16 protein-coding genes and 1 tRNA gene are annotated in these 20,140 nt (G+C 52.6%); 4 read left to right on the forward strand and 13 right to left on the reverse strand.

The genetic code is table 11. The annotated features are described in order from the left end of the window. Window positions 1–300 precede the first annotated feature (300 nt). Window positions 301–876: a class I SAM-dependent methyltransferase gene (locus tag PKY88_10560; GenBank protein ID HOQ05641.1), complete on the forward strand. Its 576-nt coding sequence runs from the start codon at window positions 301–303 to the stop codon at window positions 874–876. A gap of 30 nt (window positions 877–906) precedes the next feature. Here the strand turns inward: PKY88_10560 and PKY88_10565 are convergent, their stop codons facing one another. The 4 genes from PKY88_10565 to PKY88_10580 all read right to left on the reverse strand — a co-directional run bounded on the left by PKY88_10565 (window position 907) and on the right by PKY88_10580 (window position 5,519). Beyond that, window positions 907–2,658 (reverse strand): DNA topoisomerase VI subunit B, encoded by a 1,752-nt coding sequence (locus PKY88_10565; protein HOQ05642.1) that lies wholly within the window; start codon window positions 2,656–2,658, stop codon window positions 907–909. Window positions 2,659–2,751: 93 nt separating this feature from the next. Next, complete coding sequence (serA, locus tag PKY88_10570; protein ID HOQ05643.1) at window positions 2,752–4,338, reverse strand: phosphoglycerate dehydrogenase; 1,587 nt, start codon at window positions 4,336–4,338, stop codon at window positions 2,752–2,754. Between the two features lie 13 nt (window positions 4,339–4,351). Continuing rightward, a complete protein-coding gene (locus PKY88_10575; GenBank protein ID HOQ05644.1) occupies window positions 4,352–5,035 on the reverse strand; it encodes a hypothetical protein in 684 nt (227 codons plus the stop codon). 10 nt (window positions 5,036–5,045) lie between these two features. Next, window positions 5,046–5,519 carry a DUF2752 domain-containing protein gene (locus PKY88_10580; protein HOQ05645.1) on the reverse strand — a complete coding sequence of 158 codons (474 nt, stop codon included), beginning with the start codon at window positions 5,517–5,519 and terminating at the stop codon, window positions 5,046–5,048. 54 nt (window positions 5,520–5,573) lie between these two features. On the opposite strand from PKY88_10580, the gene PKY88_10585 reads away from it, so the two are divergent. Together PKY88_10585 and PKY88_10590 are read left to right on the forward strand one after the other, a co-directional pair. Further along, the gene (locus tag PKY88_10585; protein HOQ05646.1) at window positions 5,574–6,392 is read left to right on the forward strand and encodes an inositol monophosphatase; all 819 of its coding nucleotides are present in this window, start codon (window positions 5,574–5,576) and stop codon (window positions 6,390–6,392) included. Between the two features lie 105 nt (window positions 6,393–6,497). Next, window positions 6,498–8,369: a hypothetical protein gene (locus PKY88_10590; GenBank protein ID HOQ05647.1), complete on the forward strand. Its 1,872-nt coding sequence runs from the start codon at window positions 6,498–6,500 to the stop codon at window positions 8,367–8,369. Here PKY88_10590 and PKY88_10595 read toward each other — a convergent pair. The 3 genes from PKY88_10595 to PKY88_10605 are packed head-to-tail and all read right to left on the reverse strand — an operon-like array spanning window position 8,364 to window position 11,296. Next, complete coding sequence (locus PKY88_10595) at window positions 8,364–8,933, reverse strand: TetR/AcrR family transcriptional regulator (protein ID HOQ05648.1); 570 nt, start codon at window positions 8,931–8,933, stop codon at window positions 8,364–8,366. The genes PKY88_10590 and PKY88_10595 overlap by 6 nt on opposite strands. After that, window positions 8,903–10,231 (reverse strand): serine/threonine-protein kinase, encoded by a 1,329-nt coding sequence (locus PKY88_10600; protein ID HOQ05649.1) that lies wholly within the window; start codon window positions 10,229–10,231, stop codon window positions 8,903–8,905. The genes PKY88_10595 and PKY88_10600 overlap by 31 nt, the downstream gene beginning before the upstream one ends. Before the next feature lie 36 nt (window positions 10,232–10,267). Continuing rightward, window positions 10,268–11,296: a radical SAM protein gene (locus PKY88_10605; protein ID HOQ05650.1), complete on the reverse strand. Its 1,029-nt coding sequence runs from the start codon at window positions 11,294–11,296 to the stop codon at window positions 10,268–10,270. A gap of 290 nt (window positions 11,297–11,586) precedes the next feature. Here PKY88_10605 and PKY88_10610 point away from each other — a divergent pair, with 290 nt between their 5' ends. After that, the gene (locus tag PKY88_10610; GenBank protein ID HOQ05651.1) at window positions 11,587–11,736 is read left to right on the forward strand and encodes a hypothetical protein; all 150 of its coding nucleotides are present in this window, start codon (window positions 11,587–11,589) and stop codon (window positions 11,734–11,736) included. A gap of 144 nt (window positions 11,737–11,880) precedes the next feature. Here PKY88_10610 and PKY88_10615 read toward each other — a convergent pair whose 3' ends face one another. The 6 genes from PKY88_10615 to PKY88_10640 all read right to left on the reverse strand — a co-directional run bounded on the left by PKY88_10615 (window position 11,881) and on the right by PKY88_10640 (window position 20,122). Further along, window positions 11,881–12,942 (reverse strand): hypothetical protein, encoded by a 1,062-nt coding sequence (locus PKY88_10615; protein HOQ05652.1) that lies wholly within the window; start codon window positions 12,940–12,942, stop codon window positions 11,881–11,883. A gap of 27 nt (window positions 12,943–12,969) precedes the next feature. After that, window positions 12,970–14,616 (reverse strand): ATPase, T2SS/T4P/T4SS family, encoded by a 1,647-nt coding sequence (locus PKY88_10620; GenBank protein ID HOQ05653.1) that lies wholly within the window; start codon window positions 14,614–14,616, stop codon window positions 12,970–12,972. Window positions 14,617–14,642: 26 nt separating this feature from the next. Continuing rightward, entirely contained in the window at window positions 14,643–15,779 is a 1,137-nt protein-coding gene (locus PKY88_10625) for a PilT/PilU family type 4a pilus ATPase (GenBank protein HOQ05654.1), read from the reverse strand. 345 nt (window positions 15,780–16,124) lie between these two features. Further along, a tRNA-Ser gene (locus PKY88_10630) sits at window positions 16,125–16,209 on the reverse strand. A gap of 137 nt (window positions 16,210–16,346) precedes the next feature. Beyond that, complete coding sequence (locus tag PKY88_10635) at window positions 16,347–18,911, reverse strand: PKD domain-containing protein (GenBank protein ID HOQ05655.1); 2,565 nt, start codon at window positions 18,909–18,911, stop codon at window positions 16,347–16,349. After that, complete coding sequence (locus PKY88_10640; protein HOQ05656.1) at window positions 18,911–20,122, reverse strand: hypothetical protein; 1,212 nt, start codon at window positions 20,120–20,122, stop codon at window positions 18,911–18,913. Before PKY88_10640 ends, PKY88_10635 begins: the two co-directional genes overlap by 1 nt. Window positions 20,123–20,140: the final 18 nt, after the last annotated feature.

A 20,140-nucleotide genomic window follows, 5' to 3' on the forward strand; every position in this document is an offset into this window, starting at 1 on the left:
CGAAGACCTCCATTATATGGTCCGCGGATACCTGCCCCGATAACAGACAGAAAAAATTTGCATTCAGAGTATGATTTTCCTGACCGGAGAGTTATTCGAAAGACCTTCTTTCTTTTCGTGTTTGAAAAGGATGGTTGTTCTTGCAGAAAGCCGTATGGTTTTTTATTCTTTAGGCGGAATCAGAGTGGGCTTGAGAGCGTGTCAGAGTTTCAGCGGAAAAGGCGGGTATTACCTGTTATTAAGCCGAAGGCAACGCGAGTTCCCCGGTTTTTTCGCCTCAGCGCCTGGCGTGCAAAAAAAATGAATCGTCAGCTTTTGAACGTGCTGACGGCTCAGGAGTTTCGGGTGCTTTCCGGGATAGAAGGGCATTTGTCCGACAAGGAGCTTCTGACCCTTTTTTATTTTTCCTATTTTCCCAAAGAGAAAGGTTCGATTGTTGAAATCGGCTCTTTTAGGGGTAAATCAACGATTGCGCTGGCGTCCGGTCTGAAGAAAGCCGGCCGTGCAGAGAAGGTCTTTGCGGTTGATCCGCATCTTCGCGGCAGTTATGAGGTTTTTCTTGAGAATCTTCAAATTCATTCTGTTGGCGATACAGTTTGCCCGCTTCGGATGGCGTCTGAGGAGGCGGCGAAACAGTGGAATGAGCCGATTCGACTGCTCTTTGTGGATGGTTCCCACCTCTATGAGGATGTTCTGCTGGACATTCAGCTCTGGGAGCCGTGGGTGATCCGAAATGGACTTCTCATTTTTCATGATACGGGAGTGGAGAGATTTGACGGAGTTCGACGGGCGGTTGAGGAGACCGTTGTTTCCTGCGGGCGCCTCCGAGAACTGCTGTGTCTTAAAAATATGAGGGTTTTCCAGAAGAGACGATAGGGGCATCGGTCATCTGTCCGGAAGGTCCTGTCAGATGGAACGGGTTTTCTCGAGGATGACCTTGAGTTTTTCCTGGACGTCATGGACCTGGTTTTCCTTGAGGGCGAGAATATCCCGCAGGGCCTCGCCGATATAGGGCAGATAGGTTTCGATGTAGCTGCGTTTGAGCATCTCGGTGTGGATGCGTTTCTGGCGGCGGACATGCATCCCGAGTTTTCGTCCGCATTCCTGAACAGCCAGTTTGATTTCCTTGATAATTTCCGGGTAGTGGGCTACAGCTTCTTTGCTTTCTGAGGTAAAGGGAACCCAGACGGAGGCGAAGTGCACCATCAGGAGAATCGGCCCGGTCGGCAGGGCGCCGCGGCTTTGGCTGATGCCGTAGTTTCGCCAGTTGGTCTCGAGGACCGCCTTGTAAATGGCGCAGGCGGACTGCTGATAGAGCAGGGGGACACGGTTGGCAAACCGCACCAGCCGCAACATCGGTTCTTTGTCTTCGGATTCCGCTTCGGCCTCTTCATCTTTAAAACCGAAGGCCAAGGCTGCTTCTACGAGAAAAGGATTGCCGCGATAAACGGCGGGCTTTCGGGTGCAGCTGGTATAAAATTCGGCCTGCACAACCCGTTTGAGCCCTTCCAGGAGCGCCTCCTCCCCGATAGGACCGATACAGTCTGTCGGCGGGGCCATGATCTTTGTATCCTGAATGGCGGTGTGAAGTGCCTCTGCGTCTTTGAGGGTGATTTTTTCGGGTTTTAGTTTGGCGGAGAGTTTGGCTTTTTTGAGGATTTCGGCTGCCAGCCGGTCGCTGATTCGGGAGAAGTGAGTCCGAAGGAACTCGGAGAGCGTTTTGGCCCGGCTTTCCCGTGCCATTTTGTAAAGGACTCCCAATTCGACGCCGTAGGGATGCGGTTTGACCTCGATGGGGATAAAGGGCATTTGATTGCTGCGTCGGGGATATTCGATGGTTTGACCGTCCGGTGTTCGATAAAGAATCCGAGCGTGCGGATTGGCCATGGCAGTCTGGGCCACGTACTCATCGACGCTTTGACGGCCTTTCTGGTAGCGTCCTTCGAGCGTAATGGTCACGCGGGTTCCATGGGGCAGGTCAAAATCGCATTCTTCATCGAGAATGGTTTCCGGGCGGTTGCGGGAGGTGTCGATTTGAACATGGTAATGACGGGCTTTTTTCTTGGGACTGGTTCGGGTGATAATCTGCACGGGCTGACCTGTAGTGAGCAGGCCGTACATTCCGGCGGCGCTGATGCCGATGCCCTGCTGGCCGCGGCTCATTTTCAGGGTGTGGAACTTGCTGCCGTACAGGAGCCGGGCGAAGATATTCGGGACCTGCTGGCCGACAATGCCCGGACCGTTGTCCTGCACGGAGACGGTGAACTTGTTTTCGGAGCCGTTAAAGGGCTGGATGGAGATTTCCAAATCCGGCAGGATATGGGCTTCCTCACAGGCATCCAGGGAGTTGTCGACGGCCTCTTTAACAGCGGTCAGAAGGGCCTTGCGGGGATTGTCGAAACCGAGTAGGTGGCGGTTCTTGGCAAAAAATTCGCTGACGCTGATATCCCGCTGTTTTGCCGCCAGGGTTTCGGCGGTGGCCGCAACGGCTTTGCGTTTTCGAGAGCTGCCCGGAACGGCGGAGGTTTCTTTCTCGTTTTCCGCTTCTTCAGCGGGATGCTCGACTGCAACAGGTTCGGTTTGAGAGGGTTTAGGGTTTTCCGTCTCATCAAAAGCCAGATTCAGCTGTTTGGTCTGGGTGCGTTTTCCTGCGGTCATTCCAGCATTTCTCCGTAAAGGCACAAAAGCCCTGCCCTGTCAAACGAACAGGGCAGGGTTGATTCCGTTCTGACTACTCGTTCTGTTTGAGTGTTATTGAAGCTTGCAGATGTACAGTTCGTTGACAAAATCCAATTTTTTCAAGTCGGCGGCGGCCTTTTCATCGGGCAGTTTGTCCAGACTGAAAGCCAGAATAGCCTTGCCTTCGGCCCGCTTGTGTCCGACACCCATCGTATTGATGTTGATGCCGTGCTTGCCCAGGATGGTGCCGACCGCGCCGATGACGCCCGGCTTGTCATCGTTGAAGATAATCAGCATGGCATCCTCAGGGGTTACTTCGATGGGGAACCCGTCAATTTCGATAATGCGGGGCAGATTGCCGCCGAAAACGGTGCCGATGATGGTTCGTTTAGACTGGTCAGTCTGAACAGTCGCAGCAAAAGTGGATTCGAAATCTTTGATTTCGGGATTTTTGATTTGGTCAATGCTGATGCCTCGCTCTTTGGCCAGGACCGGCACGTTGACCAGATTGACGGTGGTGTCAAAATGCGGCTGAAGGAGCCCAATAGCAAACGAGGTGGCAATCGGGTCCACGGTCTTTTCGGCGATGGAACCGCGGAATTCGATTTGAACGCTTTTCAGATGGCCGGTGACCATGGCACTGGCCAGCGAACCGATTCGCTGAGCCAGAACGGCATACTGGCTGATAATCGGCGACAGACCGCCCATAGCCGGAGCATTGACGGCATTGCGGATCGGACCGCCTTTGATGGCGTCCATCAGGATCTGGGCGGCTTCCACGGCGACTTCGATCTGGGCTTCCTCCGTGCTGGCACCCAGATGCGGAGTAACCAGGCAGTTGTCCAGTTCTTTGAAGCGGGTATTTTCCGGCGGTTCTTTGGAGAAAACATCCAGTGCGGCGCCGGCAATGGTTTTGGCCGCCAGTGCGTTGTACAGGTCTTCTTCGTTGATGATGCCGCCGCGGGCGCAGTTAATCAGCCGGCAGGTCGGCTTCATCATCTTCATTTCCTTGGCGGTAATCATATTGAGTGTTTTTTCGTTTTTGGGAACGTGCACGGTGATAAAGTCGGATTCCTTGAAGATTTTTTCGAGGGAATCCGTGATGACAATGCCGAGTTTTTCCGCTTCGACGGGAGCGGCGAAGGGGTCGTAGCCCAGAATTTTCATATTGAAGCCGAGGGCCATTTTGGCTACAGCCATTCCGATTCGGCCCAGGCCGATGATGCCGAGGGTTTTGTTGTTGAGCTGATTGCCGGTGTAGCGTTTGCGGTCCCACTCGCCGCGTTTAAGACTGTTGCAGGCGGGGACAATATTTCGGCTCAGTGCCAGCATCAGCGCCATGGTGTGCTCGGCGGCACTGAGGGTGTTTCCGCCGGGAGTGTTCATGACGAGAATGCCTTTTCGGGTAGCAGTCGGGACGTCTACATTGTCGATGCCGACGCCGGCACGTGCGATGCCTTTCAGTTTGCCGGGTCGCTCGAGGACTTTTGCCGTGACCTTGGTGTCGCTGCGGATGATGAGTCCGTCGTATTCGCCGATGATCGAAGCAAGCTCCTCTTCTTTGATGCCGGTCCGCACGACGGCCTCAAAATCGTCGGCGGAGTTGATCAGGTCAATTCCTTCCTGCGCCAGTTTGTCCGTAATGAGAATTCGGTACATAGTTTGTTGTCTCCTATTCTGTCTGGTTCATAAGGGATTCGAGGGGTTCCATTTCTTCGCTGACTCGAAAGGCGTTTTTCGGGCACGGATAGAGGTGACGGACGATGCAGTGGGAGACGGCGGAGAGCATTCGATAAACGAGTTGGGAACGGCCGTTGGCTTCAAAATCAACCGCGGTGCGGATCAGACGCGGAGTTTTTTCGGGCGGCCAGACGGTCTGTCCGGTTTGGGTTTCGGAAAGGATTGCCCGGACAGCCAGAGTGCCCATGTAATAATTCTGCGGTCCCAGCGGAACCGCCTCAAATTCGACGATTTCTATGGAAAGCAGATAAGCGGCCCGAACCCGGCGGGCTTCTTCTTCGACCTGGGACCAGGAAAAGGATGCGGAGGGATTTTGAAGAACAGACGGCATTTGAAAAATCTTTTCGGAGGGGACTCCGACTTTCCTCTGGAAATCAGCAGCCAGCGTTTTCTGGAGAAGACCCGGGATGTCGGCATCGGCTCGACTGCCGGGGGAGGTCCGGACAGCCAGATACACGGATTTATCCTTCTGGGCATACAGAGGGAACTGGGCGGCGATTTTCTGTTCGGAAGAAGAAGGACTCAGCAGAAACCCCAGCAGGGTGCAGCTGCTCATCATCGGGAGCAGCCCTGCTGCCGAGAACCATAGACAAAGATGCAGTTTTTTTTGCTTCATCTGTTTTTCTTCAGGATTGACCTTGCCCGGCCAGGGTCAGCAGCAAAGCAGCCAGCCATCCGACTAAGATAATCAGGGCGGCCGCAAGAATTATCACTTTGCATCCTCCAGGTGAGCGAGCCCACCTCAAAAACGAAAAATCTATCCCAAAAAAGGCGATGTGTAAAGCAAAAAAAAAGGCCGCAGCGGCTGTCAGGCAAAAGACAGCGGCGGCGGGTTGAAGACAAAAGGACTCCCCAATGCGTCCCGATGCAAAGGCCTGGATGGAATGGGTCCAGCCGCAGCCGGGACAGGGCAGACCGAACCGTTGTTTGAAGCCGCAAACCCCGAGGATAGGACTGATGTCGAGCCACTGTCGGTCGCAGGCGTGGAAAAAGGCGAATCCGGCGGCAATAACCAGGGCGACAAAAGCGGCGGCAATCCGCCCCCCTGGAGAAATGCGGTTGGAAGATTTTCCTGATCTTATCGGCTGGCATTTATTCATCGGCTCTGATAGAATAAAATATTCAGGTTTAATAGTCAAGATGAAAGGGAAGATATGGGCTTGTCTTCGACGGAAATCAGTTATTTGCTCGAGACGGCTGTGGTGGCTGCACGTCTGGCAGGACAGCGGGCTCTGGAGGAACTTCGTTTTGTTCATACGACGCAGAAAGATGCAGATGAGTTGGTTACGCAGGCCGACCCGATTTGCCAGAAAATTATTGTGGACCATATTAAGGAGAACTACCCGGACCACGGTTTTCTGGGTGAGGAAGGACACGGCGGCAAGATGTTCAAGCTGGCACCGCGCGGCGAGCAGGGAATCTGGTGGGTCATTGACCCGATTGACGGTACGAACAACTTTGCTAACGGACTGCTGTGTTTTTCGGTAAGCATTGCCGCCCTGCAGGATGGGCAGCCGATTGTCGGGGTGGTTTTTGAACCGGCGACCGATTCGATGTTTACAGCGGCGGCGGGGATGGAAGCGCAGATGAACGGCTCCCGGATTCAGGTGAGCCGGCAGGATCTGAATCGATTCGCCTGCTTTGGAATTGAGAGCTATTTGACGGCGGAGTTTGCCAAGCCGTATCAGGCCATTATGGTTAAAACCCGTTTTCGCTGTCTGGGTTCGACGGCCCTGCATTTGGCGTATGTCGCCAAAGGTGCGATGGTCGGCTCTGTGACCGTTCGTTCTCGTTTATGGGATATTGCGGCCGGTGCCCTCCTTGTGGAACGGGCGGGGGGATTTGTATCTTCTCCGGATGGAAAAAGTCTTTTTCCTGCGGACCCGAGCTCTTATCAGGGAGACTATCTGCCGATTGTTGCGGGTTCCCTGAAGAAAAAGGAGGAAATTCTGGAATTTTTTCAAATGAAATAAAAAAAACGTTTTTTTGGTAATGAAACCCTGATAAGGTCCGTCTTATTATTTAATCCCGAATTCAGCGAAACTAAGGAAAGAATCGTTTTTGAAAGGAGAGGTTGTATGAACTTTAAATCGTTTTCAGTCCGTGCAGGTCTTCTATTGACGTTGGCGGGGTTGTTTGTGCCTGCCGGATATTCGGCTTCTTCCCAGGATCCGCTGCTGGATTTGCTGCCTGCCGATACGCTGATTTGTTTTCGGCTGAATAATTTTACCGGAACGCTGGAGAAACTGGACCAATATCTGGCTGGTGCAGCACCGATGCCCGTTTCGATGATATTTACGACGTTTCTGGGGGGGGCGTTGGGGGACCCGATGCTCAACGGAGTCAATAAGTACGGAACGATTGCCGCTGCTGTTTTTCTGAAGGACCCGAATGAAGGGCCGGAGATGGTGATTTTGCTGCCTGTTACAGACCCCAAACCCTATACATCCAGTCCCTATTGTCAGGGGGCGGATGAAAACGGAGTTTATACCCTCTCTGCTCCGGGTTCCTCGGCAGGCCCTGTTGCGTTTATTCCGCTGGAAGGCAGCTCTTATCTGCTGCTGGCGCCGGGTGAGGAGAAAGAATCCATTCTGTTTGCCCGTTCGATGTTTAAGGAAAAGAAGCAGTCCCTGGCGGCTCGCCTGAGCCCGGCGGATGCTCAGAATGCCGTATCTGCTCCGGCTTGGTTTTGGCTGAATGTGGAAAAGGGATATCGGATTGGAGCAGAGCCGTTCAAAAGTGCGGTTCAGGAAGGGCTGCAGGAGGCCGTTCAAGGGGGGGCGGCGATGCCCTTTAAGCCGGAGGCGATTTCGACGATGCTGAATGCCGTAGATGCCTGGATGGTGCAGGTGGACAGTTTGAGCATTCTGCTTTCGCCTGTGCCGGAACAGCTGACGGCGGAGGTGCTTTTTACAGCGAAAAAGGATACGGAACTGGCCAAAATGCTGGTGCGCGACCCGGCGATGAAACCGGGCTTTTTCATGGGCGGCTATCTGGATGCGGAGGCGCCGGTCAATGGTTTGTGGGTGATCAATAGACCGCTGATGGATAAAGCCAACAGGATTTTTATCGATATTTTCCTTCCGCTTGCCGGTGACAAGGGATCGGAATTGCGAAGCCGATTTGAATCAATGTTGACCAAAAGTATGAAGGCGATGGGAATGCAGGCAGCCTTTTCGTTTGGATACACAGCGGGGACTCCGCCGTTTTCGGTTCGTGAGGCGGTTGAAATTACGGATGCGGCGGCGATGCGGGAAGTGATGCAGGGAGGCAAAGACCTCGCGAATGAGTTTTACAAAATGTTCGGAATTCCGGCTGTCTTTACGATGAAGGAAAAAGCGGCTCAGTACAAAGGCGTGTCAATCGATCAGATTGTGATTCAGTTTGCTGCATCGGAAACCGCTTCCGAGCAGGAGAAAAAGATGCTGGAAGCAATGTACGGCAAGGAGGGGTTGACGTATCCTATTGCCCTTACAAATAAAAATTTGTTTCTGGCGATGGGTTCGCAGGCGCAGGAAACCATCCAAAAACTGATTGATTTGCCGGCGAATGGCCCGGCTCCTGCGGAGATGCAGGCGGCTTTGAAAGCCGTTCCGAATGCTCAAGCGGCGGATGCAGTCGTTTCGGTTAATTTCATCCGGCTGATGAAGGGAATGGGCGGGATGATGCGCTCAATGCAGGCCCTCAATCCGGAGGCCCCGATGCCGCCGTTTTTCGAGAGTATAGAGTCGATTCCGGTCCAGACGCAAAGTGCGATGGCGGTTGGGGTCTGGGCGGACGGCAGGCGCATTCAGACTCATCTGATTCTGCCCAAGCAGCATCTGATGGAAATTATGAGCTGGTCGATGCAGATTCAGCAGCGGATGATGATGCGGCAGTTTCAGCAGAATCAGAATCAGCCAACGACGCAACCTGTACAGCCCGCGGCTCCCGGCGGCGGTCCTTTATGAGAGAATCAGCCGCAGGGTTGTTTCAAGCAGAAACTTGGCCGGAACGCCGGAGAGAGCGGTGTTTTCCAGACGGGTGAGACCTATTGTCGTGCTCAGCAGGAGCAGAGCAGCCGAACGGCGGTCGGGAAGCAGGTTTCCGGCGGACTCAAATGATGAGAGGTTTTTTTCGAGGCCGCCGAGTTGTTCGTTCCAGAACTGATTCAGCCGGTCTGGAATGGGGCTGTGGAAGACGGTCAGTTCATCGGAAAGGCGCAAAACCAGCCGGAAGGCACGGCCTTCTTCACTGCCGGTGTCGAGGATGCGGTTCGTCCAGTGTTCGAATGCTTCATACGGATTGGTTTCTGCAAAAGATAAAAACATTCGGTGGGTGCATTCGAGGGCCTGTTCAAGCAGAACCGAACAAATCTCCTCTTTGCTTTTGAAATAGTGATAGAAGGCCCCTTTGGTAATCCCTGCTGCATTCAGAATATCGTTGAGAGATGTGGCGCAGTAGCCGTGCCGGCTGAAAAGATTGCCCGCGGCGTTCAGAATACTCAGGCGGGTTTGGACGGGATTTCTGGACATGACGAAAAAGGGGCCTGTCCGTATGTCATGGAATCGTACGACTCACTTTTATTTTTCAACTGGAAAGCCAGAAAGAGCACAATCAAAAACAGGACAGCGCTGAGTGCAATTAAGGCCACAACAGCTACCTTGTATTTGGCGAGGAGTGCATCGTTATAGACTTTTTGGGTTTCATCCCGGTGGTTGACCTCGACGCCGTCTTCGAGTTTTTCCAGGGCCTCCATGTTGAACCGCTGGCGGGCGATGACGGGGGGGTTGCCGTCGCGAACGGCCTGGAGGTCAATAAGCAGCTCCTCCATATTTTTGTAGCGATCCTCTTTGTTTTTGGCCATCATCACTTCAATTACTTCGGAGATGCCGGCTGACAGGGATGTGTTGATATGGTCCGGCGGGACAAGGGGTTCTTTCAGATGTTTTCGCATTACTTCCGAAGGACTGGAGGCGTCAAAGGGTACACGGCCGGTGACCATATGATAGAGCGTAGCCCCTAAGGCATAGATATCCGCCCGACCGTCGATATCCAGCTCGCCGCGAATCTGCTCAGGGGCAATATAATAGGGGGTTCCGAAGGCCTTGCCCTGTTCGTGTTTGGCGGCCTTGATGTCGGAGGCCTCGCGTGCCAGACCCATATCCGCCAGTTTCACGATGCCTTCCTTGTTAATCATAATATTCTTGGGTTTGACATCGCGGTGGATAAGCCCCTGGGCGTGGGCATGGGCTAAGGCGTTGGCCAGCTGAATGATAATATCGAGGGCCTCTTTTTCGCTGAAAATCTTTCCTTTGGACAGGTCGTCGTAGAGGGTTTTGCCCTCCACATATTCCATCACAAAATAGTACAGACCGCCGACTTCTCCTACGTCGATGGCCTGAACGATGTTGTTGTGGTTCAGTTTGGCAGCAATCCGGCCCTCTTTATAGAATCGCTCGACATAGTCGCTTTTCTGGACAAATTTTTTCGGCAATACCTTGATGGCAACGGTTCGGTCTAAGGAAAGCTGCTTGGCCTTATACACAACAGCCATCGCCCCGGAGCCGAGTTTGCCCAGTACCCGATACCCCGGAATTTGGGTGGAGACATCCCGACTTTCCCGGATGGAACCCTTCAGGCGAGCGGCCTGGGAGGGGGTTAAGACCTGTTTTTCGACCATAAGCCGCTCCAAGGTAACCGGATTGCTGCCGGCGGCGCGAGCCTGCAGCTCCTTTTTACACTCTTTTAATTCCTCTTCTGTGCAGAGCTTCTGCTCGACCGCCATGCGTCCGAAAAGCGTATCAAAACTGGTTGCTTCGTTGTCAGCCAAGCCTGACCTCGTCGGATAAAATCACGCATCCTTCCTTCAACATCTCTTTATCCCATAGCACTCTTCCGGTCCAATTATCGGCAAAAAACTTCCCTTGTCAAAAAAAAACCTTCGGATGTCTGTGCACAAATGGCATTTGGAGGCATACAAGCGGGTCGGCTGATAACCGCTCGCAACGGCCTGCGGGAGGAGACCTGCCGGGCCGGACTTGAACAGCTGATTCCAAAAAGGAAGTCCGGGGGGATCAAACGTTTCCCACAACAGTTCGAGCGGTTTTTGGTAAAGATTTCCCAAAATAATGCCGCTGCATTGCCCGCAGAAGACGTTTCCGAATGGGTCGATGTGGACTCCGCGAGCGTTCAGGAAGGCATTTTGGCAGGATTGCTGCTCGATTGTCTCAAGCGGAAACTTGGCTGCCAGAGGCCCGATGGATTCGGCAGCTCTGCCTGTAAACCGGCAGCGGTCCTCCTCGAGCATTTTTTGAAGAACCGTTCTGTTTTTGGGGTCTAAAAAGACCTCAATGGGGGGGCAGTTTTCGAGGTATTTTCCCCAGCGTACTTTGACGCGATGAGGGCCCAGAATCTCCTGAGCGAGGGTTTGAAGGGTGCGAACGGCTTCGAGAGGAACGAATTCGGCATGGAAGGGGTCGAAACTGACAGCGAGCTCCTGAAGCCCGATTTTGTGAAGAAAATGGAGTTTTTCTCGGGCTTCGGCCTGATTTTGGGCCCAAAAACCGTTTGTTTCCAGGGAATTCAGAGGGGGATAATCTTTTGCAGCGGCCTCTTCGAGCAATCCGGCCAGATGGTCAAAATAGAGGAAGGGTTCTCCGCCTGTGATATGAATATGGGCGGCAGGTCCGGCTAGTTTGACCAGAGAATCCCATGCTTGGAGGGCGATTTCGTGCGGCATCAGGCCTCCGGATTGAGGACAGCAAAAATAGGAACAGAACCGGCAGGCAGCAGAACACCGATAGGTCAGCAAAAGTCCGGCGTACCGCCAGAGTTTCAGCTTCTGACCGGTTCGGTTTTGGCGTCGGTTGTAGAGATTTTGAGTCAGTTCTTTCAATTCAATTCAGCAAATCAGCAAAAAACAAAATTTTTTTCTTTTTTTTGTATGACTGTTTGAAGGCGGAAAACAGATTTTATTGGACGTTTCTTCTGACGAAGAAATCCAATCAGTTCGGCTTTTCTATATCCTGTAGTTGTCTGTCGTCCGCGGACAGATATTGTATCTGCTTTGCGAAAATGCCGCAATGTCTGAATCTTGCCGACAATTCAAGAAAAAACGGGGCTTCTTCCGATAAACAAAATTATACACGGAAGTAAAAACGGCCTGAAGATAGGGAGATTTGCAGTATGAGTAAACGGGAAATCATTGATTGCATCCTCGAAATCAACAAGTCTGCCAAGCCGGAGTTTTTGGCCCAGTTTTCCAAAGAAGATTTGGATCTTTATCTGGAACACCTGATGGAAATAGACCTGGAGGAAACGGCCCTCTGTGCCTGAGTAGGGGGATCTTTTAACAAAGGTCTTCTTCAGGAGGGTAGTAGAAATCCATCTATTGCCCTCCTGTTCTTTTTTAAAGCGTTGGAAAGGGAGCGGAGAGAATGAGCAATCTTAGGACAATTCAGGTCCGGAATCGTTTTTCCTTCACAGTGCACCTAATGCCTTTTCCACTTCGTCACTGCTGGGAACCGGTTTGGGCAGTTCGAGAATAGCGTTTTGTTTGAAGGCCAGCAACACCGGCCGTCTTTCGGGGGGCAGCTGAAAGACAATATCCAGCCACAATGTTCGGTCTGTTCCGAGATTTTTCACCTCAGCGACAATTGGTTCGTGAAGATTCAGGGAATGGAGCTGATTATTTTGGAGGATGCCGCTCGGATAGATAACCCCCGCTGAACCGAGCAGATGGCCGGCCTGATCATTTTCCTTTATGAGCAGGGCAATCTGAGCTGGGATAAAAGAGATTTTGTCCTCCTGTTCGGCTCCGCCTTTGGGGATGGGATTGCCGGAGATGCCCAGTCGGATAACAGCCATCCGGGGCTGGTCGGGAAAATCCCGAAGCCGCACGGGCTGGACATTGCCCAAGGGCAGTTTGATGGCTTTCGGAGAACAAACCGCCGGGATACCCTGCCCGAGTGCGTACCGGTTCAAATGCAGCCGGGTCAGATAATGACTGTGCAGAACGGTAAAGCTTTTGCTCGAGCTTAAGGCCCCCCGGCTGACCCAGGAATAAAAGGCGGTTGTAAAGCCGTCGGCGTTGATAATTGGGGGATAATTGATCCCCAAATGGAGGGGCTGGGAGACCGGATACCGGCAGTAGAAGGTTTTGGGGGGCAGGGGGGAGAGCGCGACGGCAATCAGAAGCACGCCCGAAACAAACAGGCCTGTCAAAATGCCGAAGGGAATTGTAACCATCAGCTTGACAGGGCGGCCGAGGTCAAAGTCGCTTTTGGCCAGAAAACCCGACAAAACACGAATAAACAGAAACCCAAAGAAGAAAATCAGAAGAAAAGCGGCACTTTGAATCCAGGAAACCGCCCATTTTTCGGAAACCAGCAGGCCCGCCAGCTGTTCATAATAGGAAAAAGCAAGAATGCATCCCATTACGGCGGCCAGCAGGTTGGTCATGGCCGTAATCAGATTGCATTTGAAGTAAAAGTAAAGGACCCCTGCAACGATGATGATTAAGACCAAGATTGTCGGCAGCATAAAGTGGATTCCGTGATTTCAAATTGCTCAGGTATTTTTCGTGCTGAAGTTTCGAATCACCTCGTTGATGGAGGTAATTCCCATTGACACCTTTTTGATCGACTGTTCCTGCATATACAGCATGCCCGCCTTCCGCAGAGCGGCAATCATTTCCTGCTGAGTATTGGCCTGCTTGAGGGCGCGGGCCAAATCCGGCGTAAAACGAATAGTCTCAAAGAGTCCGGTGCGGCCGTAATACCCGGTGCCCTGGCATTTTTCGCAGATAATCGGTCTGCCCCGTTTGTCGTACTCGATTTCTCCGGGCCGATAGAACATATCCACATCGTTGGCCGGAATATTGAATTTTTTAAACAGGGCCGGATTGGGTTTGTAGGCCACGCGGCACTGGTCGCAGAGCATTCGCACAAGCCGCTGATTGATGACGGCTGTCAGGCAGTCAATTGCCGCTTCTTTGTCACCGACCAATTTAATCCATTTTTCGAGGGTCTGGCTGACACTGGCGGCTTCCATGACGGCATAGACCATTCGAGAGTCTTTCACAGCCGCGCAGAGCAGCTGGGCGCACTGGGCGTCTTCGCAGTCTTCCACGCCGATGATATCCGGACCTTTTCGCAGAATGCTCTGAAGTTTGCGGGAATAACTGGTGGTGCCGGTATCGCTGAGCGTAAAAATATTCTGCGTGATGTTGGGCAGTTCGGTCAAGGGGGTTTTTTCGAGGGTGTTGATGTTGTACATAAACGGGTCATGACTGCGGAGCAGGGCATACAGGGTTGTGGTTCGTCCGCTGCCGGCAGGACCGGAAATCAGCACCAGCCCCTTGGTTTCATTCTTGAGCGATTCGATGGAGGCGATTTGGTTGTCATTGAGTCCCAGTTCGGTCACTTTTTTGACGGTATTTTCGTCCAGCCGCGTCAGCTTAACCTGTTCACCTGCTGTGGAGCCGGCGGTATTCACTTCCCATTTGATTGGATGCAGCTGGTCCCCTTTGACCACAACCTTAAACCGCCCCTGCTGGGGTTTGCGTTTTTCCTCCACTTCCAGAGCCGCCAGATGTTTCAGATAGTAAATGAAATAATCCATTTCCTCCCGCGTGCGCGGCTGCTGTTTGCCGGGAACCCCGTCGATAATATAGGTGACTTCGTAATTGTCCTTTTGCGGGTTAAAAAAGACCTGACTGGCTCTTCGCCAGATGGCGTCATCGAGGATTTCACAGGTTGTCACAAAGCCGTAGGCCTCTGTGGTTTTCGGTTGGGGAAGCGGCACTTCGTTTCCGTTGGCTGTGATGAAGGATAATCCCCGGGAGGCCTTTTGAAGTTTTTTTTCCGCGTTGACGAACAGGTTGCGGAAGTGGTCGGCGGTCAGAACCTTTTCAAAGTCGGCTACCAGGGTGTTTCGGTGAATCACATAGGCCATCGAAACCCCGCCGATGGCGATGATGAAAATCAGCAGTCCGATGATGTAGATGGGAATCAGCAGCCAGAGCAGCAGTCCGAGGGAGCCGACGAGGGCAATGGCGAGCGTCCAGGGATTTTTGTTGGTTCCGACAGCCTGGGAATCTTCATAAATCCAGTTGGCCAGCGGAAGCCAGCCGAAAAACGCCGCCAGAATCAGCAGAAACTTGAACAGATTGATGTATCCGCCGTATGTGACCGTCGCTGCAAGCATATCCGCCATGAAGTTTCCTCACTGTGTTCGTGTTTTTAGAGTATCCCGCCTGTAGAGGAGCGGATTCCTTTCAAGGCCATCTTGAGTTCTTCGACATTCGGAGCGTATTGTTCGGCCACTCTCAAATCGATATATTCTTCTTCGACCAGACGCCGCAGACTTTCCGTAAAGTCCAGCATCCCTTCACCGGTCGAAGCCCGAATCACGCTGGACAAATCACCTTCGCGGGATTCGCTGATAAGTTTGCGAACCACCGGTGTGTTGATAAGGATTTCGACGGCGGGAATCCGCGGGACGTCCGGTCGAATGCCGGGTAGAAGCTGCTGGCTGATGATTGCCCGCATTGTCAGGGCAAACGTCTGGCGGATTAAGTCCCGCTCTTCCTGAGGGAACATGTCCAGAAGCCGCTGAATCGTCTGCGGTGCATTGTTGGCGTGCATTGTCCCGAAAACCAAATGGCCTGTTTCGGCGGCCCGCATCGCTGCGGTGACGGTCTGCTGGTCCCGCATTTCGCCGATCACCACGACATCCGGGTCCTGACGCATCAGGGTTCGGAGCGCATCCGTCCAGTTGAGTACGTCAATACCGATTTCCCGCTGCGATACGATGGATTTTTTATCTACGTGAAGGAATTCAATGGGATCTTCAATGGTGATGATGTGTTCAGACCGCGTGCGGTTGATGTGGTCGATCATAGAAGCGATGGTAGATGTTTTTCCGCATCCGGTCGGACCGGTCACAAGAATCAGGCCGTCGTGGTTGTCGGCGATTTTTTCCACGATCGGCGGCAGGTGAAGGGTTTCAAAAGGAGGGATTCTGCCGCTGATGCGCCGGGCCACGACGCTCACATAACCGCGCTGACGAAAGGCGTTGATTCGAAAACGGTCCAGTTCCCCCACCTGATAAGCAAAATCGAGAGAGCCGTGTTCGAGAAAATACTTTTTCTGCTCATCGCTCATAATCTCGAAAATCAGCTCTTCAATTTCCTCTTCGGTGAGGGGCTGGCCGGTGGTGTTTTTCAGTTTGCTGTGAATCCGCATTTTGGGGGGCATTCCGACCTTCAGGTGAAGGTCGCTGGCATCGGCCTTAATGGCCGCTTTAAAAAGTTTCTCGATCTGAGGCGGATTTTTCAGTTTTACAATATGTGTATCTAACGGCTGACCTTCAGGCATTCAACTGCTCCCGACAGATACCAAAAGTTTTTCCTTTTCCAGCGTTTAAACTGGAGTTGTTTTCCCCTCTTTTCGGGCGGATAGTTCCCGAAAAGAGGATTATAATCCTCTTTTTAAGCCCCTGTCAACATAGAAGATGAAGATTCTTGGGATGGCCATGGAACATCGTATCTCCCTTAAGAGGATTTGTCGCTCAACGGACAGAAGCTCCGGGAATTGTTTTTGCCCAGCTCGAAGTGTCCTGACCCGCGGCTACATGACGAGTCTGATGTTTGAGCTGTCGGATAGATAAGGTTCCTGCTTATCAAAGGGATGAATAGGGCGGATATTCGAACTGGGATAAAACGGAGGAGGAGGGATTCGAACCCCCGGTGCCTTTCGGCACAGCGGTTTTCAAGACCGCCACCTTAAGCCACTCGGTCACTCCTCCAGCATAGAAAGAAATCCTTTCCAGCGGCCGGCTATAAAAAAATTCTGTTTGAACCTTTTTAAAGGATTCAAAGGGTTCTGTCAATTGAAACCCTTGTGAGGAGCTCTGTTAAAATGAAAAAAGATAGTTGTGGACTTTCATTGTCGGATGATTCGAACAGCGTCCGCGCATGCTGTAGAATTGTCATTGGGAGTTCTAATTTGCACGGTGTACGTTTCACCTGCTTCCATTGGAAATGTTCCAATCCAATTCCATTCCCCGCCGCCTGTCTGCTGATTGATATATAAAGTCGTTGTTCCGCCTTGGTGAGTGACAAGAACCGGAATAGAATACCCGCGAGAAGAAAATTCAGTCCACCATAAGAAGACATCATACAACCCTCCTTGCTGCGGCTGGAAAGACCATGTGTATGCTGCATTGTAACGTGCCCAGAGACTGTCAGCTCCGTATGGATTGAGACCTCCGGAGACGGCCCAGGTTCCGGTAGAAGAGGTGCCGGGCTCTCCATTGTCGATAATGATTTCTTCTGCGGCATGAAGAACGGTAAGAGTCTGTTCGACCGGTTCTGACCAGATCCCCCGATTGTCGCAGACCCGAAACGAGAGTGTGTGAGTACCTTCCGAAAGGGTCGAGAGGGTCAAAACGGCGGTTGTTCCTAACCGGCCGTCTATGTCTGAAATCCATTCAAAGGCGGTAACTTGACCGTCATCGATTCCCTGACCGGACAGGGTAACGGATTGCCCTTCCTGGGGAGTTTGGGGAAGGATTGACAGAATTTGAGCGGTGGGTCTCAGATTGATTTCAAGAAGTGCGATTCGCACAGCATCGGCGCAGGTGCTGACGGGGTACGAACCGAGGGCTGTGATTGTGACGGAGCCGGCGGAGTCGAAGTAGAATTGACCGAGAGAGTTCCATTGTCCACCGTTGGTTTGCTGATTTACCGTTGTTTCAAAGATGCCGTCAGAGTATTCAATTTGTACGGGAACAGAGGCGGAGCGGGAGGACATCTGGGTCCACCACATCGAAACATCATAGAATCCGGGGGAGGGCGGTGTAAAGGACCAGGTATAGACGGCGCCGTTGCGAGCCCAAAGACTGCTGCTTCCATAGGGTGCGGGGGCACTGGAAATGCTCCAGGTTCCCGTAAAGGAAGTGCCGGCGGCCCCGTTGTCCACAATTAATTCCGAGGCGGGGGCTGTAATGGTGATGGTTTTTTCTGCGGGAAGAGACCAGATGCCCATATCATCGCAGACGCGAAGAGTGATGAGGTGTGTTCCCTGCGATAATGTTGAAATCAGAACGGTTGGGCCGGTGCCGAAGACCCCATCAATGTTGGAAGTCCATTCGTAGGCTACGATTGTTCCATCGTCGAATCCTTTTCCGCTGAAGGTTATATAACGTCCTTCTTCGAGAATTTGCGGTTCGATAGAGAGGATTTGCGCTGTCGGCCGCTGATTGGTCTTAATGAGAGCGAACCGGACGGCATCGGCACAGGTGCTGACGGGGTAAGTGCCGAGGGCTGTGATTGTGACGGAACCGGCGGAGTCAAAGTAAAATTGGCCGAGGGAATTCCATTGCCCTCCGTTGGTTTGCTGGTTGACGGTTGTTTCAAAGATGCCGTCGGAGTATTCAATTCGGACGGGGACGGAGGCGGAGCGGGAGGACATCTGGGTCCACCACATCGAAACATCATAGAATCCGGGGGAGGGCGGTGTGAAGGACCAGGTGTATGTAGCGCCGTCGCGAGCCCAGAGACTGCTGCTTCCATAAGGGTCAGCGGCGCTGGAAATGCTCCAGGTTCCCGTGGAGGAGGTGCCGGAGGTGCCATTGTCCACAATGACGGCCGGGGTGTTGGGGCTCACATCCGTTCGGAAACTCAGTACAGAACCTTCGGCCCAGCCGGCACTGTTATGCACCCGGGCCTTGAAGTAGTAAACAGTGGAATATTCCAGGCTGCTCAGTGTGACGCTGAAACCATTTTCGGAAAGAGCGGACGCGCTCAGCCAGCCGTCGGAGCAGGCGGCTGTTGTACCCCAACTGAAACCGCATTGGTCGATGGTTCCGCCGCCGTCGTCGGTAATGATGCCGCTTAAAACGGCTGATGAAGCGGTAATTTTGGCCGCCGGGGAGGTTTGAACGGTCGGCAGCTGAACCAGAGAAGCCCAATTGGCCCTTCTCCAAAAACGGGTTCCTTTATCAATCAGATACTGCTTACTGTATTTGCCCTCAACAATGCCGCTGGCTGCATTTCGGGCCTCTCGAGTGATGATATAGGAGCCGCTGTACTGTTTGAAGAGGCCGGTGTGTTTGCTGGTGCCGCTCACATAGACCCAGAGGTCCCATTGTTTGAGATTGTTGATGCTTTCGACCTGAACGGTGTTGGGAACGCCAGCATAGAGTTTATCCGTTGTATAAGGGTAAGGAGCGGCCTTGTTTTCGGCTACATACTCCGGCAAAGCCAGGCAGCGGCAGACGTACGATGCACAGTCCACACCTTCCACGGACGAATCATCCCAGACGTCATTATTGATCCATCCCTTATTGGCTCCGTAAACGTATCGTTCTTTCAGACCGTTGGCGGAATACTCCCCGCACTGGCTTCTGGACCATTGCGGGTCATAAGCGGCCTGGGCGGCGGGGACGAGGAACAGGATGCAGACAATCCAAAAGACAAAACGGATGGAGGTTCGGCGGTTTTTCATCACGGCAGTTCTCCCTGGTACTCGAAAAGTATGATTCGTCCTTCCTGATTATCTCCGGCCAGGAGGACAACCCCTTGGTCGGTCAAATCCATGCGGCGTGCCGCCTCGAATGAGAACCATACATCGATTTGTGCGGTTTGAGCGGTTTGTTTTTCGAGGTCGATTCGGCACAGACGGCGAATTCGATAGTCTCCTTCAAGGGTAAATAAAAGCCAAATCACCCCGTTTTTGTCTTCGAGGGTTTCCTCGATGCAGCGAACCGGCTGTTCGAACGAGACGGAGTAAATGGATTTATAACGAGGGCTTTTGACAAGGATTCCGCCCTCTGCTGTTTCAGCCAGCACATCTGATTGGGTTGGGGAAATATCGCCGGATTGGCGGAATATATTCTGATTCCGCCGCAGAACCCCGGCCCATCTGTTTTGCCGAGCCCCGTCCTTGGCCATCAGGGTTTCTGATGAGGGGTCGTAACGGAACTGAGCCGGATAGGCCAGTTGCCTGCGGACGTTGAGCGGTTGGGTTCGAATCGGGCGGCCCGGACGAAGCCGGTGGACACGGTCCTCCGCCTGAGAAATAACCAAAAAAGAATTATCATTTGGGTCAATAACCAAATCAGAGGCAGAGGAGGTTGGAAGCAGGATTTGTTTTTGCCGTCGTCCATGAAGGTCATATGTTAGAATTCGCCCCTTGGCTGTGTCGAGGACGTGGACCTGATTCTTTCTGCATACGATTGCAGCAGGGCCGATGACTGTCCCGTCGGGGCTCTCGTGAAGAGAAAAGGCATCCGGACTCTCGTTCCATTTGTGTTGAACCAGAATTTTTGCTTGAACGGCCATGGTTTTGGGAGCCAATGGGATTGTCTCGGAGTACAGAGACACGATGTATTCGGGGCTTTGGACAAGCATGTTTCCGTCATAATGGGCCAGAATTTGGTACCGGATTTCTTCTCCTCGGATCTGTTTTGCACTCAGAGAAGCTTTCCAGCATTCCCCATCCGGCTGCCAGGTCATTTCTTCTGTCCCCTGTTCAAGAGAAGAGGACCATCGCAAGAGGACTTGGTTGGGTTGGTTGTCTGCACAGGCAACAATCTCCAGCGGTTCCTCACTTTTCGAAAACAGGCGTGGATTAATGGAAAAGACCTGAGGTGCTGCACCAAAAGACAAAGACGATCCGCAGAAAAAGAGGAGAAGAAAACCATTACGAGCGTTCATTTTTGCTCTCCGAATATC

The sequence above is a fragment of the Anaerohalosphaeraceae bacterium genome, assembly GCA_035378985.1.
In the GTDB taxonomy this organism is placed as follows: Bacteria; Planctomycetota; Phycisphaerae; order Sedimentisphaerales; family Anaerohalosphaeraceae; genus JAHDQI01.